The sequence below is a fragment of the Brevibacterium zhoupengii genome (assembly GCF_021117425.1).
Taxonomy (GTDB): domain Bacteria; phylum Actinomycetota; class Actinomycetes; order Actinomycetales; family Brevibacteriaceae; genus Brevibacterium; species Brevibacterium zhoupengii.
This window is the reverse complement of record NZ_CP088298.1, coordinates 602606-618710: the sequence shown is the minus strand read 5'-3', so window position 1 is coordinate 618710 and position 16105 is coordinate 602606. Positions and strand designations below refer to the sequence as shown.

Annotated in this window: 15 protein-coding genes and 1 riboswitch; of the genes, 6 read left to right on the top strand and 9 right to left on the bottom strand. The window is 65.2% G+C overall.

Annotation, left to right across the window (positions count from 1 at the left end):
• Positions 1–106 precede the first annotated feature (106 nt).
• Positions 107–230, bottom strand: a riboswitch (glycine riboswitch).
• 303 nt (positions 231–533) lie between these two features.
• Positions 534–1334 carry an SDR family oxidoreductase gene (locus LQ788_RS02785; RefSeq protein ID WP_231445071.1) on the bottom strand — a complete coding sequence of 267 codons (801 nt, stop codon included), beginning with the start codon at positions 1332–1334 and terminating at the stop codon, positions 534–536.
• Between the two features lie 120 nt (positions 1335–1454).
• On the opposite strand from LQ788_RS02785, the gene LQ788_RS02780 reads away from it, so the two are divergent.
• Both LQ788_RS02780 and LQ788_RS02775 read left to right on the top strand, forming a co-directional pair.
• Positions 1455–1988: a DUF1990 family protein gene (locus tag LQ788_RS02780; protein ID WP_231445069.1), complete on the top strand. Its 534-nt coding sequence runs from the start codon at positions 1455–1457 to the stop codon at positions 1986–1988.
• A 44-nt stretch (positions 1989–2032) separates the two neighbouring features.
• The gene (locus LQ788_RS02775; RefSeq protein WP_231445067.1) at positions 2033–2854 is read left to right on the top strand and encodes a phosphotransferase family protein; all 822 of its coding nucleotides are present in this window, start codon (positions 2033–2035) and stop codon (positions 2852–2854) included.
• A 24-nt stretch (positions 2855–2878) separates the two neighbouring features.
• On the opposite strand, the gene LQ788_RS02770 is transcribed toward LQ788_RS02775, so the two are convergent.
• The gene (locus LQ788_RS02770; protein ID WP_231445065.1) at positions 2879–3778 is read right to left on the bottom strand and encodes a LysR substrate-binding domain-containing protein; all 900 of its coding nucleotides are present in this window, start codon (positions 3776–3778) and stop codon (positions 2879–2881) included.
• A gap of 139 nt (positions 3779–3917) precedes the next feature.
• Between LQ788_RS02770 and LQ788_RS02765 the strand changes: the two genes are divergently transcribed.
• The 3 genes from LQ788_RS02765 (at position 3918) to fabG (ending at position 7229) form a co-directional block, all read left to right on the top strand.
• On the top strand, positions 3918–5147 hold the full coding sequence (locus LQ788_RS02765; protein ID WP_231445063.1) for a CaiB/BaiF CoA transferase family protein: 1230 nt from the start codon (positions 3918–3920) through the stop codon (positions 5145–5147).
• Positions 5148–5219: 72 nt separating this feature from the next.
• A complete protein-coding gene (locus LQ788_RS02760) occupies positions 5220–6383 on the top strand; it encodes an acyl-CoA dehydrogenase family protein (RefSeq protein ID WP_231445061.1) in 1164 nt (387 codons plus the stop codon).
• A gap of 51 nt (positions 6384–6434) precedes the next feature.
• The gene (gene fabG, locus LQ788_RS02755; RefSeq protein WP_231445059.1) at positions 6435–7229 is read left to right on the top strand and encodes a 3-oxoacyl-ACP reductase FabG; all 795 of its coding nucleotides are present in this window, start codon (positions 6435–6437) and stop codon (positions 7227–7229) included.
• A 129-nt stretch (positions 7230–7358) separates the two neighbouring features.
• Here the strand turns inward: fabG and LQ788_RS02750 are convergent, their stop codons facing one another.
• Together LQ788_RS02750 and LQ788_RS02745 are read right to left on the bottom strand one after the other, a co-directional pair.
• The gene (locus LQ788_RS02750) at positions 7359–8672 is read right to left on the bottom strand and encodes an acyltransferase family protein (protein WP_231445057.1); all 1314 of its coding nucleotides are present in this window, start codon (positions 8670–8672) and stop codon (positions 7359–7361) included.
• Between the two features lie 76 nt (positions 8673–8748).
• On the bottom strand, positions 8749–10662 hold the full coding sequence (locus LQ788_RS02745) for an amidohydrolase (RefSeq protein WP_231445055.1): 1914 nt from the start codon (positions 10660–10662) through the stop codon (positions 8749–8751).
• A 127-nt stretch (positions 10663–10789) separates the two neighbouring features.
• Between LQ788_RS02745 and LQ788_RS02740 the strand changes: the two genes are divergently transcribed.
• On the top strand, positions 10790–11284 hold the full coding sequence (locus LQ788_RS02740; RefSeq protein WP_231445053.1) for a hypothetical protein: 495 nt from the start codon (positions 10790–10792) through the stop codon (positions 11282–11284).
• A gap of 43 nt (positions 11285–11327) precedes the next feature.
• Here the strand turns inward: LQ788_RS02740 and LQ788_RS02735 are convergent, their stop codons facing one another.
• The 5 genes from LQ788_RS02735 to LQ788_RS02715 are packed head-to-tail and all read right to left on the bottom strand — an operon-like array spanning position 11328 to position 16092.
• Entirely contained in the window at positions 11328–11915 is a 588-nt protein-coding gene (locus LQ788_RS02735; protein ID WP_231445051.1) for an ATP-binding cassette domain-containing protein, read from the bottom strand.
• The gene (locus tag LQ788_RS02730) at positions 11902–12897 is read right to left on the bottom strand and encodes an ATP-binding cassette domain-containing protein (protein ID WP_231445049.1); all 996 of its coding nucleotides are present in this window, start codon (positions 12895–12897) and stop codon (positions 11902–11904) included. Before LQ788_RS02730 ends, LQ788_RS02735 begins: the two co-directional genes overlap by 14 nt.
• Positions 12798–13577, bottom strand: coding sequence for an ABC transporter permease (locus tag LQ788_RS02725; protein ID WP_231445047.1), 780 nt, complete (start codon positions 13575–13577; stop codon positions 12798–12800). The genes LQ788_RS02730 and LQ788_RS02725 overlap by 100 nt, the downstream gene beginning before the upstream one ends.
• Positions 13574–14515 carry an ABC transporter permease subunit gene (locus tag LQ788_RS02720; protein ID WP_231445045.1) on the bottom strand — a complete coding sequence of 314 codons (942 nt, stop codon included), beginning with the start codon at positions 14513–14515 and terminating at the stop codon, positions 13574–13576. Before LQ788_RS02720 ends, LQ788_RS02725 begins: the two co-directional genes overlap by 4 nt.
• The gene (locus LQ788_RS02715) at positions 14500–16092 is read right to left on the bottom strand and encodes an ABC transporter substrate-binding protein (RefSeq protein WP_231445043.1); all 1593 of its coding nucleotides are present in this window, start codon (positions 16090–16092) and stop codon (positions 14500–14502) included. Before LQ788_RS02715 ends, LQ788_RS02720 begins: the two co-directional genes overlap by 16 nt.
• Between the last annotated feature and the right edge of the window lie 13 nt (positions 16093–16105).

Genomic DNA, 16105 nt, shown 5'->3' with positions numbered 1-16105 from the left:
GGGTCGGTGTCGCGCCCGCCTATGGAGGACGCACTGAGCAGTGGTGGTCCTCCCCGTTCTGTCAGACTGACAGCGCGCGAGCGCGGTGGCGGTCCTTCAGATATGCCTGCAATCGGTGGTACTGGGCCTGAGAGTTTCCCGGGGAGGGAATTGCACCTACGGCGCTGCGATGTGCAGTTGCGGCAACTGAATCAGTTGCGGCGACTGCGCAGCTCTCCCACGTCATGTCTTAACGGCAGTATTCAATTGTGTGGTTTCGCTTGTTGTTTGTCTGATGCTGCGTGTTGCTGGTGTGGCTATGTACTTATGGCGCTCAGTCTAGTGGCTGGGTTCACGGCGGACAAACACCGTGATGGGACTCGGCGACCGGGGCATCGGGCCAGCTCGAGTGGTCGAGAGTTGAAGGCCACTCATTTCCTGAGGAGAAACGGAGATTGATGTGGAGAGACGGTCGCCGAAACCGAATTCGACGACCATCTCTCCTCAGTCCGTGACGCAGACCCAGACCGTTCCCCTTCATCGAATGAGGCAGGTCAGGCGCTTCCGCCGGCGGTGATGACTCCCCCGTCTGCCGTGAGCACCTGAGCGGTGATCCAGTCGGCATCCGAGGATGCGAGGTAGGCCACGGCAGCGGCGATGTCTTCGGGAGTCCCGAGGCGCTTTGCCGGGTAGGCGGCGGAGACTTCTTCTTCCCTGCCTTCATAGAGCGCGGTGGCGAAGTCAGTCTTCACCACGGCAGGGGCGACAGCGTTGACCCTGATATCCGGGCCGAGCTCGACGGCCAGCGACTTGGTCAGGTGCGAGACCGCTGCCTTCGAGATGCCGTAGAAGGAGATACCCGGGCTCGGCCGCTCCCCTGCGACGGAGGAGATGCTCACCACGCGTCCCTGGTTCTCACGGAAGTTCAGCTTCTCATGGTGGACGGCCTCCTGAACCCACGCGAGTGTGCCGAGGACATTGACGTCGAGGATCTTGCGGGCCGCGTCGAGGTCGAGATCGATGAGCGGACCATAGACGGGGTTGATGCCGACATTGGTGACCAGCACGTCGAGGCGACCGAATTTCTCCGCGATCGTGTCATAGACCTCTGCCCGGTGCTCGGGGTTGTCCGACTTGCCTGCGATGGCCAGTGCGGCGCCTTCGGGGAACTGAGCGACCGCCTCGGCGAGGGCCTCGGGTTTGCGCGCGGTGAGGACGACGGTGGCGCCCTCGGCCTGCAGCCGCTGGGCGATGCCGAGGCCGATGCCGCGGCTGGCGCCGGTGATGAGTGCAACCTGGCCGGCGAAGCGCTTGCCGAAGTGAGCCTGGGCGTCCGTGGTGGCGTGCTCTGTCATGTGTGAACTCCGTCGTTCGTGAAGGAAACCGAGCGTTCGCTCAGTACTGTATTTGTATCGTAGGCACGAGCAGGCGAGGATCACAAGGAGAAGCCAACGGAACGCAGAAGGAGTTCGCGGATGAACCACCTGGAGCACACCCTCGACCTCGGATCTGCCGACCTGTTTCCCTTGGCACGCGAGGCGATTCTGACGTGGAAGCTGCAGGAATCTGCCGGAGTCATCTCGCGCCCGGTGCGGCGAGCGCATGTCGGTCAGATCGTCGATCTCTGGCTCAACCCGCTCTGGCCGCGTCGAGCGGTGCGCCTGCGCGGTCGCGAGCTCTCGATTCCGGTCGGCTCATGCGAAGTCATCGAGGTCATCGACACGGAAGTGCCCGACAGAGAACGGCGGTTTCAGCGAGCGGCGGGATTCGCCTATCGCACGCTGCCGGGTCACCTGGAGTATGGGGAACAGACCTTCCTAGTGACAGTCAGTACGGACGACCGCCTGCGCGTCACCATCACGTCCGAATCGGCTCCCGGGCATTCGCTGCTGAGAGCCTTCGCCCCGCTGTCGGTCTCGGCGCAGAAGGTGATGGCCGTACGCTACACCAAGGGACTCGCTCGGTTGCTGCGGAGCTCGGGAGCGCAGAATCCGAGTTTGCAGCGGTAGTCAGATCGAACTTGGTCGGCGATCACGCTCGGTAGGCTGACGTCATGACGGATGAACCTGACCGGGCTCTCAGCACTGCTTCTGCCCTGATGAGCAGGGAGCTCAGCCTCGTCGACATTTTCACCGGTGGCCAGCACGCAACCACGCTTCTCGCACATGACGGAGAGTCTGAATTCGTCGTCCGGGCGTTTCCCGCTCATCAGGATGCCGCGGTGAGAGAAGCGGAGATTCTCAGTCGGATTTCGGGCCTTGGCGTGTGGGTTCCTCAACTGGTCGCAGTCAACCGCGACCTTGGCGAACCTGTCATAGTCACCTCTCGCGTGACGGGCGCCGCTCCCGACGTTAACCTGTCGCTCATGGTGATCGCTGCCGAGATGGCAGCCGCCCTGATTCGAATCCACGAACTCGACGGGACCGGGTTGCGCCCCATTCCAGCCGAGCCGCCGCGTGGACAGTCTGCACTTGCTCTTCGCGCCCAACAGGAATGGGACACGTTGGATATCGGCGACCCGGTGCTGACACACGGTGACTTCTGGTGCGGGAATGCGCTGTGGGAAGCCGATCGACTCACCGGAGTCGTCGACTGGTCGGGAGCGCGATCGGGTCCACGTGGAGTTGACCTGGCATGGTGCCGTCAGGACCTCGTTCTCCTCGGATCCCCCGAAGCCGCAGGCATGTTCCTTGACGAATACGAGCGGCTGCTGGGCGCCAGGGTCGATGACATCACTGTCTGGGATGTCCAAGCTGCGGCTCTAGCTCATGACCGGGTCGAGACCTGGCTGCCGAACTACCTCGGCATCGGCAGGTTTGAAATGACTGCGGAGCTGCTGCGCGAACGACTGGATGGATGGAACTCCGCGCTGTAGATTCGACTGCAGATCCGGCCCAGATCACTCCACGGTCGGCAGCACATCCTCGGCGAGGGCTAGCACCGCCTCCAGCGACGACTTTCCATGGTCGGTCCGGTGGGCCAGGTACAGCGTCGAGGGTTCCTGCTCGATGTCGAGCGGCACGGCCACGGTTCCCGCCTCACGCGTATTCGCAGAGACCGAGTCGAAGGTGATTGAGACCCCAAGCCCTGCGGCGATGAGGGCCCCGATCGTCTGCGAATCCGGGGCCACCTGAGCCACGCGAGGCGTGAAACCGGCATCGTGGCATAGTCGCAGCGTATTCTCGCGCAGCGTCGAACTGGGATGGGCGGGCAGCGTGATGAAGTCTTCGTCGGCGAGCTCATCGACGCGCAGGGAGGAGCGCCCTGCCAGCCGATGGTCTTCGGGCAGCGCTGCGCACAGGCGTTCGATCATAACCGCTCGTCCCGTCACTTCCGTCGGCTGCTTGTCCCATCTGACCAGCGCGAGGTCGAGGGTTCCGTCGACGAGCCGGGCCAGCCCCTCCTCGGCGAAGACATTGGATTCGAGGCTGAAGACGATTCCCGGATTCCGCCTCCGCGAGGCTGCCACTAGTGCCGCAGCCAGGGCACGCGAGGAGGATCTGGCGAAGCCGAAGCTGATACGCCCCGTCTCCCCTGTTGCCGCCCGTTGGACGGAATCGACGGCGAGACTCTGATATTCGAGCATCTTCCGGGCAGGTTCGATCAGTGCCTCACCCTCCGGGGAGAGCTTCACATTCCTGGTCGTGCGCTGGAACAGCGAAACCCCGAGCTCGTCCTCCAGCGCCCGAATCGTGCGGCTCAGCGGGGGCTGGAGCACTCCCAGACGCTCGGCGGCGCGACCGAAGTGCAGCTCCTCGGCGACGGCGAGAAATGCACGCACCTGCGCAATCTCCATCATGTTCCGCTCTCCTCTGCCGCTCTCTTAAATATCATTTCCGATAACAATTGCTTCTCATTATTGCTCACTTTGCTATATTGTGGGGTGAAACACTCTGAGAAGCCTCAGAGACGAGCAGAATCACCGGGAGCGTTCATCGATGAATGGCGAGACAGCCGCGAGCCAGGCGCCAGCGGATCAGGGCAAGACCGCAAGCGATCGGGCCGAGTCCCTCGCCGACTTCCTCCCTCGCACCGGTAATGGCCCCTTGAGCGGTCAGCTCGTCATTGACTTCTCGCGCGTCCTCGCCGGCCCGTATTCGACGATGATGCTCGCCGACCTCGGCGCCACAGTCATCAAAGTCGAGGGCCCGGGTGGGGACGACACCAGGCACTGGGCGCCCCCGGTTCGCGAGGACGATGCGACCTACTATCTGTCGATCAATCGCAACAAGTACGACATCGTCCTCGACTTCTCCGATGTAGACGACCTCGACGTTGCGAAGAAGCTCGCGGCCCGAGCCGACATCATCGTCGAGAACTTCAAACCCGGTGGGCTGCAGAAGTTCGGCCTCGACTACGACTCGGTCAAGGACACCAACGCAGAGGTCATCTATGCCTCGGTCACCGGCTTCGGCGCCCACAATGCGCTGCCCGGATATGACCTGCTGGTGCAGGCGATGTCGGGATTCATGAGCGTCACCGGCGACCCGGACGGCTCCCCCTACCGTGCGGGAGTCGCCGTCTTCGACGTCATCACCGGACTTCATACGACGATCGGCATCATGGCCGCCCTCCAACACAAGAATCTCACCGGTGAGGGACAGCTCGTCGAAACCAACCTCATGTCCTCGGCGATGTCGGGGCTGGCCAACCAGTCGGGCGCCTATGCCGCCGCGGGTGTGACACCCGCACGCATGGGCAATGCTCACCCAAGCCTCTACCCGTATCAGCCAATGGCGACGAAGTCCGGTGACCTGATCGTCGCCGCAGCCAATGACGGTCAGTTCGCCAAGCTCGCCACCGCATTGGGACGGCCGGACCTCGCCGAGGACGAACGCTTCGCCAAGGCCAAGACCCGCAATGCCAATCGTGACGAGCTCGAACCCGAACTCCTCGCTGCACTTCAGGCCCACACAGCTCAGGAGTGGTTCGAGAAGCTCACTGCCGTCGGCCTACCCTGTGCGCCGATCAACTCGATCGCCCAGGGAGTCGAACGCGCAAAGGACCTCGGCCTCGAACCCATCGTCGACACCGGCGGCGGCGAGCGCGTCATCCCCACGATCCGCAATCCGATCACCCTGTCGAAATCCGAGGTCTCCTACGACCTCGCGCCACCAGAACTCGGCGCCGATTCCGATCGGGTCCGAGCCTGGCTCGACAGCCTCTGACCACCTCGGCGAAACCAGACAGCCACCTCGGCGACCACACGAACATCACCTCAACCACAAGGAGAACGAAGAATGGATACTTCGGAACTCGACGACATCCTCTCGATCGTCCGCGAATTCGTCCGCGAGAAGGTCGTGCCCATCGAACTTGACATCGAGACCGATGATGCCATCCCGGAGACGATCATCAGGGAATCCGCCGAGATGGGCCTCTTCGGCTGGGCCCTGCCCGAGGAGTACGGCGGGCTGGGCATGAATGCCGAACAGGACGCCCAGTTGGCGATGGAGCTCGGCTACACGACACCGGCGTTCCGGTCCGTGTTCGGCACGAACAACGGCATCGCCGGGCAGGTGCTCGTCAACTACGGCACGGATGAGCAGAAGAGCCAGTGGCTGCCGAAGCTGACCTCCGGTGACGTCGTCGCCTCGTTCGCTCTGACCGAGTCCGAGGCCGGCTCCGATCCCTCGGGAATGCGCACCCGCGCCGTGCGTGAGGGCGATGACTACGTCATCAACGGCAGCAAGCGCTTCATCACCAACGCCGAGTCCTCCGATGTGCTCATGGTCTTCGCCCGCACCGACCCGAACGCGAAGGGCTCGAAGGGCATCTCCGTCTTCCTCGTCCCGACGAAGACGGCCGGTGTCACGGTCGGAACACACGACAACAAGATGGGTCAGGCCGGGGCGTGGACTTCGGAGATCTTCTTCGACGACGTCCGCGTGCCCGCTGCCAACCTCATCGGCGGTGAGGAGGAGAAGGGTTTCTACGCCGCGATGGCCTCGCTGAACAAGGGACGCCTGCACATCGCCGCGATCTGCGTGGGTCAGGCAACCCGTATCCTCGATGAGTCCGTGAATTACGCCGCCGAGGCGAAACAGGGTGGAGAGCCCATCGCCCGGTTCCAGCTGGTCCAGGCCATGCTCGCCGATATGTACACCGAAACCGCCGCCGCCAAGGCCCTGGTCCTCGCTGCCGCGAAACGTTGGGACAGCGACGAGGACCGAAAGCTGGGCCCCAGCTCAGCCAAGCTCTTCGCCTCCGAGGCGCTGGGTCGCATCGCCGACAAGGGTGTGCAGATCCAGGGCGGCACGGGCTATATGCGCGAATCCGCCGTCGAACGCTTCTACCGTCACGCTCGCCTCTTCCGCATATATGAGGGAACCTCGGAGGTCCAGCGCGTCGTCGTCGCCCGGCAGCTGCTCAAGGGTGCCCACAAACCGCAGTTCAACCTGTAAGTCACGCACGTCCAATCCTTCGCACATCACGATCCACGAAAGAGAGCTCTTATGACTGACTCCACCACCGCCGCATCCAACGTCCAGGCTGTGTCCGAGATCCCCGGACTGCTCACCGGCAAGGTCGCCGTCGTCACCGGCGGCGCGCAGGGACTCGGCCTGGCCATGGCCCGCAGTCTCGTGAACTCCGGGGCGAAGGTCGTCCTCGGCGACATGAACGAGGAGAGCCTGCAGGCGGCCGTCGCTGAACTCGGCGGCGCCGATTCTGCCGCCGGAGTAGTGTGCAATGTGGCCTCTCTGGAGAACACCGAGAAACTCGCCGAGGCCGCCATTCAGACCTTCGGCGGCGTCGACATCTGGGTCAACAACGCCGGCATCACCCGCGATGCGACGATCCGGAAGATGACCGAGAAGGAGTTCGACGACGTCATCTCCGTGCACCTGCGCGGGACTTGGAACGGACTCAAGGTCGCCACCGGCCTCATGCGCGAACAGGACCGCGGCGGCGCGATCGTCAACGTCTCCTCCATCAGCGGCAAGGTCGGAATGCTCGGCCAGTCGAACTACTCGGCGGCGAAGGCCGGCATCGTCGGCATGACGAAGGCCGTGGCCAAGGAAGTCGCGTTCAAGGGCATCCGCATCAACGCGATCCAGCCCGGCTTCATCAACACCGCGATGACCGCGGCCATGCCCCAGCACGCCATCGATTCGAAGCTCGCCGAGATCCCCCTGGGCCGTCCCGGAGAGCCCGAAGAGGTTGCCTCGGTGGTGCTGTTCCTGGCATCCGGCCTCTCCAGCTACCTCACCGGCACCGTCACCGAGATCTCCGGCGGTCGCCACATCTGATCAACAGCGAGCCCTCGCCGAGGTGACCCGACGTCCCCGCGGGGACGTCGGGTCTTCGCGTTGCTAGGCCGAAGATCAGCTGAACTGAGGGTGCCCGCTGCCGGGCAACCTCGGCGAGGATCGGCGAGGTCAGTCTTGGCGCGACTTCCTGCGCGGGAGTTTGACGACACCGAAGACGAGCATGCCCGCCAGCGGCAGCAGCGGCCACATCCAGGTCACACCGTTGGCGTCGACCATTCCCACGTCTGCCATGATCGCCAGTCCTGCACAGATCGATGCCGCGGCGGCGATCGGCATCCATATTCTCGGTGCCGGGCGATCATCGGGCTGCGGAGTTTCGAACCGGCCGAAGATCACCACGAGGAGGCCGGTGATCGCGAGCAGTCCCAGGCACCACAGCGGTCGGGTCAGCCACCACACACCGGTCAGCGGGGTAGGCAGCAGCGCCTCGGCGTCGAGTGCCAGAAGCACATGGGCCAGTGCCGTCAGTGCGGTGAGATGCCACAGGAACCAGGTCATGATCCGCTGGTTCACCAGAACGGTGAGCATCCACAGTCCGGGACTGCGCAGCAGTGCCGCCAGCGGCCGTTGCAGCATGAGCACGATTCCGGCCTGCGCCATTCCGAGGAAGGCCATGGTCACCCGGGTCGGGGCCGAGTTGGAGATCGCGTCGGTACCAGCGGTGATCATCGAGACCGGGTAGGGGCCGAATCCGACGAGGAGTCCGAGCCCGATCGCACCGATGGCGAACAGCAGCAGGCAGCGTTTCAGGCTCGAGAGTCTGCCGTCGAGCCACGCGTAGCCGAACTGGTGGAAGCTGGCCCATACGAGGAGATAGTTGGGGTAGCCGGCCAGGATACTGCCTGTGGTGATGCTGATGAGGTCGATGACCCCGGCCGCGGTGATGCCGAGGATGATCGACCACCAGCCCCATCTCTCCCACAGCACTAGGCAGGGCGGGGCCACGATGGCGACGAGCAGATAGGCGGCGAGGAACCAGGTGGGCACCAGCGCCATCTGTGAGGCCAGCTGCACCGCAGCCGGTTCGGACCCAGTACTCAGGGCGATGACGCAGGTGACCAGCCAGACGAGCAGCAGTGGGATGAGCGGCAACCCCAATCGGCGCAGGCGAGCGCGCAGCCATTCGGCGTAGCCGGTGTTCTTCCGCCTGGCCGAGCGCCAGGACAGTGCGTTGGAGTAGCCGCCGACGAGGAAGAAGATCGGCATCACCTGGAACACCCAGGTCAGCGGGTGCGTCCAGCGGGCCTCATCGAGGAGTCCATGGGGTTCGATGCCTCCGGTGGAGCTGACAGCGATGATCGTCCAGTGCCCCAGCACGACGACGGTGATCGCAGCAGCACGGAGGAAGTCGACTTCACGATTGCGGGAAGCGGGGGTGGCGGCATCGATCTTCTGTGCCTGAGCCATGAACGAACGAGGCATGCGTAAGGATCCTTATCGGCAGGACGAGATGAGGGGTGGGCCGTCACAACGAGACGGTCGGCGGGTGCGCGGCAGGTCAGGCCTGGTACTTCACCTGGCCGCCGACCACGGTCAGTGCGACCGTGGTGTCACGGATCGCCTCGGCGTGGGCGAAGAGCGCCTCCTCGGACTCATAGCCGAGCAGCCCAGCGTGGTCGAGCGTACTCAACTCCGTCAGACCATCGGCGGCGCAGGGGTCAGTGTCGACGACGATGAAGTCGGCGTCCATGCCCGGTGCCAGATAACCTCGGCGATCTTCGAGTCCTGCGGCATATGCCGGGCCAAGAGTGTGCTGCCGAACGGCTTCTACTGCGGAGAGCCGACGCCGAGGCTGGAAACTCGTCGTGGCATCTCCGGAGATGTTCGCCCTGGTCATGGCCGCATAGATTGCGGCGAAGGGATTGGCGGGTTCGACCGGACCGTCGGAGCCGAAGGCCACATGCGCTCCCGCGCTCAGCAGGTCCGGCCAGGCGTAGGCGGCGAGTTGGGCCGATTCGTCGATGAGGTGGAGCAGGTGCAGGTCAGAGATGCAGTGGCGAGGCTGCATCGAGGCGATGACCTCGAGTTCGGCGAATCGGGCTACATCGTCCGGCTGGATGAACTGGGCATGTTCGACCCGGTGGCGCAGGGGTCGCTCGAAGCGCTCCTCGGCGTCCTTCGTGGTTTCGCGGAGGCGTTCGAAGACGTTGAGCACGTGGTGGTTGGCCTGGTCGCCGATGGCGTGGATGGCCACCGAGATGCCAGCCTCGGTGGCGAGCCTGGCGTTGTCGAAGAGGTCGTCCTCTGACATCTGGGCGATCCCGTAGTTGGCGTCGACCGCCTCGGTGCTCAGTGCCTCTTCGGGCAGCGTCCCGGGGTACGTGTAGTACTCCTGCTCGGATGCTTCTGCGGAGACGCCGAGGTCCCCGGACGCTGCGATCTCCTCGGCTGAGTCGTCCCGCTCGCCGTCCCGCTCGCTTTCGTGCGCGTTCGGGTCCGGGAACGGTGAGGACATGTGGCTGGTGTGCGAGCCCAGGGCTCCGTCGGAGAAGAGCTTCAGTCCGCCTCGGTGCAGCCAGTCATCGCCGTCGCCGGTGTGCCATCCGGTTTCGATCGCCCAGGGCACCTCGGGTCCGCGCAGGTATTTCGTCACGCGAATGTGCTGCCGGTCGGCCTCCCTCAGGTCATACCAGCCCAGGGTTGAGGCGATGGAGTCGAAGTCATGGATTCCGGTCAGTCCCTGGGACAGGAACAGCTTCTGGGTGCGGTCGAGTCGTTCGACCTGTTCCTCACGCGTGGGTTCGGGAATGTAGCGGGCCACCAGGTCGGTGGCGTCTTCGCGGACCAGCCCGGTCAGCCATCCCTCGTCATCGCGCACGAACTCCCCGCCGAACGGATCCGCAGTGAGGTCGTCGATGCCGGCGATCTCGAGTCCATGGGCGTTCGTCCACAGCGTGTGCAGATCGACCGACCACATCGCCACCGGGTGGTCGGGCACGGCCTGGTCGAGCAATTGCCGATCGGGGTATCGCGGGTCATCCCATTTGTTGAGGTCCCACCCGGACCCGACCACCCATTCGCCGAAGGGCATCTGACTGGCGCGTTCACGGATGGCCTCGACCGCCTCGGCGAGGGATCGGACGTTCGAGAGATCAAGGTCAGTCAGGGAGTCTGCGTAGTGGACGGAGTGCATGTGTGCGTCGACGAGGCCGGGCAGAACAACCTGGCCGGCGCAGTCGATCTCCTCGATCTCGAGGCCCGGAATCACCGTGGTCGCACCGATTCCGCCCGCCGAGGCGAGCGCTGCCGTCGTCGAGGACTCCGTGGCGGCGATGTCGAGCAGCTCAGCCCTGGTGCCCACGGCCACGATCGTCTCGCCGTTGACGAGGATCGAGTCGGGTGCGACCGCCGAGGTGGTGTCGGGGGCGGCGGGGTCAAAACTTCGCACGACGGCATTGGAGAACAGACGCATGAGCACCAGTCTAGAGCGCAGGGAGTGCTCTTCCTGACAGGTGTGCACGGCAGTTCTTTCCTACTCCGATGGCCCTGGTCTCGCACTCCCGCACGCCACACTTTCTACCGGGAGTAGAATCCGTGTCATGGCCAATGTTTTCAGCTCCCAGGACACCCGACTCTCTGCTGGTGCCCGCCTCACCCTCCCCGCCATCTGGCTCGGCCTCATCATCGGCATCTCGCTGATCGAGGCGCCGCTGAAGTTCACCGCGCCGGGCATCACGATCCCGCTGGGTCTGGGCATCGGACGTCTGGTCTTCACCGCCATGAACTGGGTGGAGATCGCCATCGCCGTGATCATGCTGTGGTCGGTGCTCAAGGACCATGTGGGCCGGTTCTACCGGTGGTTGGCCTGCGGCATGATCGCCGTCCTCATCATCAAGGTCACCGTCATCCGCCCCCTGCTCAACGACCGCACGGATGCTGTGCTCGCCGGTGTCGATGACGGCGGGTCCAGCCTGCACCTGTTCTACATCGCCGCCGACGGGCTCCTCATCCTCGGCCTCATCACCATGCTCATCGTGGCAGCTCGCCGTTGGGTGCGGGTCCAGCCTGCAGTCGAGGCCTCACCCCGGAGTTGATGTCGGCGAACGTCACGCAGCAGACCCCACCGCCCACACGCGCTTAATCGTCCAGGGACACAAACCGACTGTTCGCATTGGTCGCCATCACCAGCGGCAGATCGTGGGTGGCCCACACGATCGTGTTTCCGGCTTCGGCCAAGGCTCTGATCAGGCGGGCGAAGCGCGCGGCGTTCGAGGCATCGAGTGCCGCGGTCGGCTCATCGCAGATGATCGTGTCGGCTCCGCTGGCCAGGGCCCTGGCCAAACACACCCTGGCGGCCTGTCCCCCGGAGAGCTCACCGCACTTGTGGTCCAGAAGTTCGGGTCCCAGCAGAGCCCGGGAGAGAATGTCGATGCGTTCCTCAGCGTCTATGCTGTGGCCGCGGATGTCAGCGGTCCGGTCGATCACCTCGGCGACGGTGTGCCTGGGGTTGAGCCATTCGCGTGGGTTCTGTGGCACCAGCACCCCGCGCTCACCGCGGATGTGGCCGGAGGTGGGGGTGAGGAACCCGGTCATGGCCAGGCACAGGCTCGTCTTGCCGCTGCCTGATCCGCCACGCAGCACGGTGACATGACCCGCGGGAAATTCGGCGCTGACCGGTCCGATCCGGGTGGTCCCATAGTCGATTTCGAGGTCATGCAGCTCCATCGGCGTCGCCTCGAATCTGTTGGTCCCAGCCATCGTGAAGGTGCAGCAGCGCCCCGTCCAGACGACGCAGTTCGTCTCCGTCTCGATATTCCTGCCCGCCGAGGTGGCCCGACGTCAGCGGCAGCGGGTGGGCTCCCGCGTCCGGGGCGGCTGCGGCCAGGGCTCGACTGTAGGCATTGTCGGCCTCCATTCCCAAGAAGGTGCCGACGGTGCAGCTCTCGACGATGTGGCCGTTGAAGATGACGGCGACGTGGTCATCGTCACGGGCGTTCCTGGCCATGCCGGAGAGATCGTGGGTGACCGCGAGGACGGCGGCTCCGCGGGTGCGGGCACTCTCGTCGAGGATGGCCACCATCGCATCGGCCTGTCGGGGGTCGAGTCCGGCAGTGGGCTCGTCGCACACGAGCAGCCTCGGAGTGTGCGACAGGGCCGTGGCCAGGGAGATGCGAGAGATCTGTCCACCGGAGAGTTCGTGCGGGAAGCGCCGCAGCAGCGCGGGCTCGAGTCCGAAGGGACGCAGATCTGGGTCCTTGATCCCCGCGCGTTGGAACCATCGGCCCAGGCGCAGGTGCGGCGGGAAGGTGTCCATCGCATTCTGCGGAGCCCATGCGAAATCCCTGCGTTCCCGCAGGCCCGCCAACCGTTTCCGCCCCCGTCGGGTGCCCAAGTCGACTTGCTCAGTCCCCATGTCGAGGTGACCGGCGACGACGGCTCGGCGCGGGGTCAGTCCGGCGAGCAGATTGCAGAGCGTGGATTTTCCGGCCCCGGACTCTCCCACCAGCCAGGTGATGTGTCCCAACGGCAGGGTCAGGGACAGGTCGGTGAGGATATGGGCTCCAGCAGACGGCAGCCGCAGGGAGCATCCAGCCACGGAGAGAGCATTCACAGTGATCGTGGCCTTTCTCCCAATCGGCGGGACATGATCGTCGGCGGCAGGAGCAGCAGCATCAGTGCCAGGGTCGGGACGAGCAGTGTCCACCATGCTCCCACAGTCATGTCGTTGCGGCCCCAGGCGATGAGGGGTCCCAGCGAGATCGCGGCCGGGTCGACTCCGATGCCCAGGAACGAGGTGGTGGCTTCGTGGACGACGGCGGAGGGGAAGGTGATCGCCATGGCCGCGGCCACTCGCCCCCATACGGCCGGCAGCAGATGCCAGACCAGAATCTGGCGGCGGGTGGCGCCGAGTCGGCGGTCGAAGCGCACCCATCCGGAGTTCCATTCCTCCTTGATCTTGGGTCCGATGAGCTGGGCCGCGATCGGCCAGTGTGTGAGTGCCACCGTGACCATGATCGCCTCACGTCCTCCGCCGAGGATGCCCACGACGATGAAGGTCAGCAGCATGGAAGGCACGGTGACGGTGGCGATGAGCAGCGCCGTCGAGATCCTCGACAGGGCCCGCGACAGTGTGGAGACGAGGCCGATCACGGCCCCGATGAGGGTGGTCGCCGAGGCGGTGATGAGTGCCGCCAGAGCCGATCCCCCGGCCGCGGTCCAGGTGGTTGTCACAACGCTGCGACCGTAATGATCCGTCCCGGCGATGCCGCCCTCACCTGGGGGCAGCAGGGAGTTCGCGAAGTCGGTGGCCTGTGCGGGCAGGAAGCGTCCGATGATGAGCAGCACCAGGACTGCTGCGATGGCGATGATGGGCAGTCGCAGCCTCATGACCGGTCACCACCTGTCCTCGTGGTGCGCACCAGCAGCACGAGCCCGGTGGTCACGCCCGCTGCGATCGCGGTGACGGTGGCCAGCAATGGCAGGTCGGCTCCGGCAGCGGCTTGGACGAGTGCGTTGCCCAGTCCCGGGTAGGCGAACACCGCTTCAACAGCGGCCTCACCCAGCACGATCATGGGCAGGTAGACCAGTGCCGGGCTGCGCACGGCACCGAGGATGGTGGGCAGCACTGTGCGGATCCGGGCTCTGTGGCCAAATCCGCGGCCGATGAGGGAACGGGCCCACGGCGTCGACCACACCTCGGCGGCGGAGGACCGGGCGGCGGCGATGAGCGGGGCGGCCCACGCGAGCGCGATGGTGATCGCCACCCCGGGGATGAGGGTGACGGGGGCGCTGGTGGCGGGGTTGGGCAGCTGGGCGCCCCAGACCACGACGATGATGAGCGCGATGAGGAAAGAAGGGATCGCCAGCCAGGCGCCGAGGACACCCGAGGCGCTCGGGTTCTGGGCCAGGCCCGGAAAGCGGGCCAAGGCGATGGAGACCGCGCCGACGACGATCAGGGTGATGGCCGCGGCGCAGAGACTGGCGGCGATGGTGTTGAGTCCGCGGGAGGCCACGATCTCTGCGACCGGGGCGTGAAGAATCCTGGATTGGCCCAGGTCACCGGTGGTCACAGCCGTGACCAGCCACTGCCACCAGGCGGAGAACCAGCCACCCGTCTGATAGGCGGCCTCGAGGTCGGCTCGGGCCTGTGCCGAGGCGAATTCCCAGCTGCCAATGGTGTGCGCCAACGGGTTCGCCGGTGAAGCCGCGGCCAGCGCGAACACGCCGGCGCCGGCGGCCAGCACGGCGGAGATCATCCCGCCGAGAATGATCGCGCACCGGCACACCACGCTTGTGCTCGGGGCGGCTCTCAGCTCTTCGTCCACTCCGCCAGGTTCCACCACGGGCCCCAGTCGGAACCGTGGACATGGGGTTCAAACGTGGTGTCCGGGACATCCCAGCCATCGGTGTCGGCGACGTAGGTGTGTTCGAGGAAGGCGACGATGAGGTAGCTGGGCTCGTCCATGTAGAGTTCCTGGACTCGACGGTAGTCCGCGTTCGCCTTCGTCTCGTCGGTTTCCTTGGCGGCATGGTCGAGGAGTTCGTCAGCTCCGGGGACTGCCACGTCGGAGGGGTTGTCGAAGACTCCGGAGGTGTTTGTGTGGGTGTGCAGGGCCGCCCTGATCTGGTGGTCGATGTTGTAGGGCTGCTCCCCACCGGCGTAGACGATTGCCTGCTTGGTCATGGACTTCTCGATCTGGTCCCACTCCCCGGCTTCGACCTCGACGGTGATGCCCAGGGGTTTGAGCTGGGCGGCGACCTCGGCGGCGATGTCCCCGCGCACCGAGTCCCCGGCAGGGTAGGTGAAGGGGATGCTTGCCTGTTTCCCGTCCTTGGACCGCAGTCCGTCGGCGCCCTTCGTCCAGCCCGCCTCGTCGAGCATCTTCTCCGCACCGTCGACATCGAGTGCGAACTTCGCCGAGGGTTCGTAGGCGTCACCGTAGAACTCACCGACCGGGGTCGAGGCCGGTGTGCCGTGACCGCCGAGGACCTCGTTGACGATCTTGTCCCTGTCGATGGCGATGTTGAGGGCCTTGCGCACCGTCGCCGAGGCGGTGAATGGGTTGTCAGAGGGCAGTGTCAGTCCCCGCCAATCGGCAGTTCTCGCGGTGACGATGTCGTGGTTCTCACCGGCGATCTTGTCGACCGAGCGGGGCGGCACGGCGGCTCCGGAGACCTTTCCGTCGGCGACCGCCGCCGCCAAGGCCGACGAGTCCGCGTAGGCCTGGACCGTGACCGATTTCAGTTCCGGTGTCGTGCGCCAGTAGTCGTCCCTGGCCTTCAGCACCGCGGTGTCCGTTGTCAGGGAGTCCAGGACGTAGGCGCCGGTGCCGACGGGTTCGCTGTTGACGCTCCAGTCGGCGGCCGGTGTGCCCTTCTCGATGGCTTCGCTGGGCAGGATGCCCAAGGTCAGTCGCGAGGCGAAGGTGGGGGTCGGTTCCTTGAGTTCGAAGACGACCGTGGACTCGTCCGGTGTTTCGATGGTCTCGATCATCCGGAAGGCGTCGACGACCTCCGAAGCGGAATCGGGGTCGATGACGGCCCGATAGGTGGCCGCCACGTCTGAGGAGTCGAAGGCGGTGTCATCGGAGAACTTCACGCCCTCACGCAGCTTCACCGTCCACGTCGTGGAGTCCTCATTCGCCCTCGGCGCCGCCTCGGCCAGAGCCGGTGCCAGCTCCGGCATCTCCCCCGTACCCGAGTCCTCCTGCAGGCGCAGCAGTCCGTCGTAGAAGGGAGAGTTGCCGTCCACCGAGTAGCCGTTGACGGGGTTGTACCCGCCGAGGTTCTCGGTGCCGATGACCAGCTGTGAGTCGCCTCCGCTGGGGGCCTCGCACGCCGTAAGTACGAGTGCGAGTGCCCCCAGAGAGGCCACCCACGCCGAGGTTGTCCTTCGTCTCATCTGATCTGCTCGG

Coding starts and splice junctions, on each gene's coding strand:
- LQ788_RS02785 (WP_231445071.1), bottom strand. CDS start 1,334: ATGACAGAGCACGCCACCACGGACGCCCAGGCTCACTTCGGCAAGCGC.
- LQ788_RS02780 (WP_231445069.1), top strand. CDS start 1,455: ATGAACCACCTGGAGCACACCCTCGACCTCGGATCTGCCGACCTGTTT.
- LQ788_RS02775 (WP_231445067.1), top strand. CDS start 2,033: ATGACGGATGAACCTGACCGGGCTCTCAGCACTGCTTCTGCCCTGATG.
- LQ788_RS02770 (WP_231445065.1), bottom strand. CDS start 3,778: ATGATGGAGATTGCGCAGGTGCGTGCATTTCTCGCCGTCGCCGAGGAG.
- LQ788_RS02765 (WP_231445063.1), top strand. CDS start 3,918: ATGAATGGCGAGACAGCCGCGAGCCAGGCGCCAGCGGATCAGGGCAAG.
- LQ788_RS02760 (WP_231445061.1), top strand. CDS start 5,220: ATGGATACTTCGGAACTCGACGACATCCTCTCGATCGTCCGCGAATTC.
- fabG (WP_231445059.1), top strand. CDS start 6,435: ATGACTGACTCCACCACCGCCGCATCCAACGTCCAGGCTGTGTCCGAG.
- LQ788_RS02750 (WP_231445057.1), bottom strand. CDS start 8,672: ATGCCTCGTTCGTTCATGGCTCAGGCACAGAAGATCGATGCCGCCACC.
- LQ788_RS02745 (WP_231445055.1), bottom strand. CDS start 10,662: ATGCGTCTGTTCTCCAATGCCGTCGTGCGAAGTTTTGACCCCGCCGCC.
- LQ788_RS02740 (WP_231445053.1), top strand. CDS start 10,790: ATGGCCAATGTTTTCAGCTCCCAGGACACCCGACTCTCTGCTGGTGCC.
- LQ788_RS02735 (WP_231445051.1), bottom strand. CDS start 11,915: ATGGAGCTGCATGACCTCGAAATCGACTATGGGACCACCCGGATCGGA.
- LQ788_RS02730 (WP_231445049.1), bottom strand. CDS start 12,897: ATGGTGGACACTGCTCGTCCCGACCCTGGCACTGATGCTGCTGCTCCT.
- LQ788_RS02725 (WP_231445047.1), bottom strand. CDS start 13,577: ATGAGGCTGCGACTGCCCATCATCGCCATCGCAGCAGTCCTGGTGCTG.
- LQ788_RS02715 (WP_231445043.1), bottom strand. CDS start 16,092: ATGAGACGAAGGACAACCTCGGCGTGGGTGGCCTCTCTGGGGGCACTC.